This is a genomic window from Psychrobacter sp. T6-1 (assembly GCF_052258445.1).
Genome location: NZ_JBQQFC010000368.1, coordinates 1 through 2,116, shown reverse-complemented (window position 1 = coordinate 2,116; position 2,116 = coordinate 1). Strand labels below are relative to the sequence as shown.

The window sequence follows — 2,116 nt, the reverse complement described above, 5'->3', positions numbered from 1 at the left end:
CTTATCAAGGAAGATAGATGAATACTACAAATACAGAGGCGACTAGTCAAAGCGCCAACGAGACCAACAAGCCGTTTATCATTAGAGAAAACAGCGCTGATAGTGTTGTCACTTTGACACTTAATCGTCCTAAACAGTTCAATGCGTTGTCGGTTGATATGCTCAACGCTATGCAAACCGAGCTTGATGATATCGCGCAAGATGAAAAGGTTCGCGTGGTCGTCATCGCCGCTACGGGTAAGGCATTTTGTGCTGGTCACAATCTCAAAGAGATGCGCGCTCATAGCGATGAGGCCTTTCATAGAGCACTGTTTAAGCAGTGTAGTCAGATGATGCTAACTTTAAACCGTATGCCGCAAATCGTCATTGCAAAAGTACAAGGCATTGCAACGGCGGCAGGTTGTCAGCTGGTCGCTGCTTGTGATTTGGCGGTCGCCTCAGACGATTCTAAGTTTGCGACTTCTGGGATAAATGTTGGACTGTTCTGTTCCACTCCAGCCGTTGCAGTCAGTCGTAACCTCTCTCGCAAGCAAGCCTTTGAGATGCTGATTACAGGCGAGTTTATCGATGCCGATACTGCTATGAGACAAGGGCTTGTCAATCGCGTGGCAACAGCCGATCAGCTGGACGCCGCGCTACAATCCTTGATCGATGCTATCACTAGCAAATCCTCTGTCGCCATCAAAACGGGCAAAGATATGTTCTACAAGCAGCTAGATATGGATCTGCCGCACGCCTATGAGTACGCGGGCAAGGTGATGACTGGTAACATGATGGCGAACGATGTTAGCGAAGGTATTGACGCCTTTATTCAAAAGCGTCATGCGGTGTGGACAGGACATTAGTGCTTTGTCTTTATTAACAATATTTTTAACTATAGCCCTTTAGGCAAGCTTTGTACCCCAAGGCTTGCCGCCTCGACAGCACCTGCGAGATATCCCGAAAAACTTGGCGACCACTCACTACCTATCCCTGTCAGACTATCCGCCCATATACCTGATATTGGCTGAGATTGAGGCGCTTGTGGATGCTGACCGTTGCTACTGGCATCGGCTAGCGTCGCGGTAAATGAATCTTGTGCCCAATCCTTGAGATATTCAGACTTTGGCGCGCCTGCTTGCTCACCAAATAAACGTACCAGTTGCGTGCGGCAATGCTCTTTTAGTACCTCAGTTGAGACGCTTTGACGGACAGATGCAGGTACGCCTACAAAGCCAAATAGCGCGCCGCTGCCATCCATGATAGAGGCATCATGAATCTCAACCATTGGTCCTTGCGAGCTACGAGCAGCGCCAGAGAGACCGTGCCCGCGCCAAAAAGGGGTATCATAAACCGCAAAGTATTTGGCATGAGGCGCCATCCAAGTCGCGGTATTGCGCCACTCATCCCTCAAGTCCGTCGGCAACTCAGGTTCAAAGGTAATACTGGCTTCGACCAAACGAGGTGGCAGTGCCAATAACACTTGCTCTGCTTGCCATATTTTCACTTGCCCTACCTTATCTTCACTCGTTATTCGCGCAAAACCATCCGTATAATCAAGGCTTTTCACTCTCTGACCTGTGACTACTTTTGAAGGATCAAGGCGATGATATAAAGCGTCGATCAAGGCCTTCATGCCACCTTTAATACGCATAGATGGCGGTGAGCTTTTATACCCTAATGTACGCATAGCAGGCTCGTTAGGAGCGCGCTCGATTAATGTATCACCCTCTTCAAACTGTGCAAAAGTCTCAAGCTCTAACTCATCGACCAGAGCACTTAGCTGCGGCTGAAACTCAGGCCAAAACCAAGAGGGCCCTAAATCGAAGCTATCTACATCTTTTGCATTATCAGAGCCAAGATGTTGTGAAGTCGTCTGCTCAGAGTTTGAGTCTCTTAAGAGTCTATTATCTAAAATACGACCACCCAGAGTAGGACGCGCTTCTATCAAGACATAATCGATACTTTGTTTCTCTAGTAAATAAGCGGCGTATAGACCACTTAACCCGCCCCCAATAATAGCTACAGGTATATTTGTCATATTTATTTTTCTTGTATTAAAGGTCTCAAATCGTAAATGTGAAAATCGAGCTCATTAAACGTCCAAATCTTCGACATCTGCGCCAATCACTTGTGC

General features: G+C 47.4%; 2 protein-coding genes. One reads left to right on the top strand and one right to left on the bottom strand.

Annotation, left to right across the window (positions count from 1 at the left end):
• Positions 1-17: 17 nt before the first annotated feature.
• A complete protein-coding gene (locus ACTXGO_RS12840; RefSeq protein ID WP_435950764.1) occupies positions 18-845 on the top strand; it encodes an enoyl-CoA hydratase in 828 nt (275 codons plus the stop codon).
• Positions 846-874: 29 nt separating this feature from the next.
• On the opposite strand, the gene ACTXGO_RS12835 is transcribed toward ACTXGO_RS12840, so the two are convergent.
• The gene (locus ACTXGO_RS12835) at positions 875-2,020 is read right to left on the bottom strand and encodes a flavin monoamine oxidase family protein (protein WP_435950763.1); all 1,146 of its coding nucleotides are present in this window, start codon (positions 2,018-2,020) and stop codon (positions 875-877) included.
• Between the last annotated feature and the right edge of the window lie 96 nt (positions 2,021-2,116).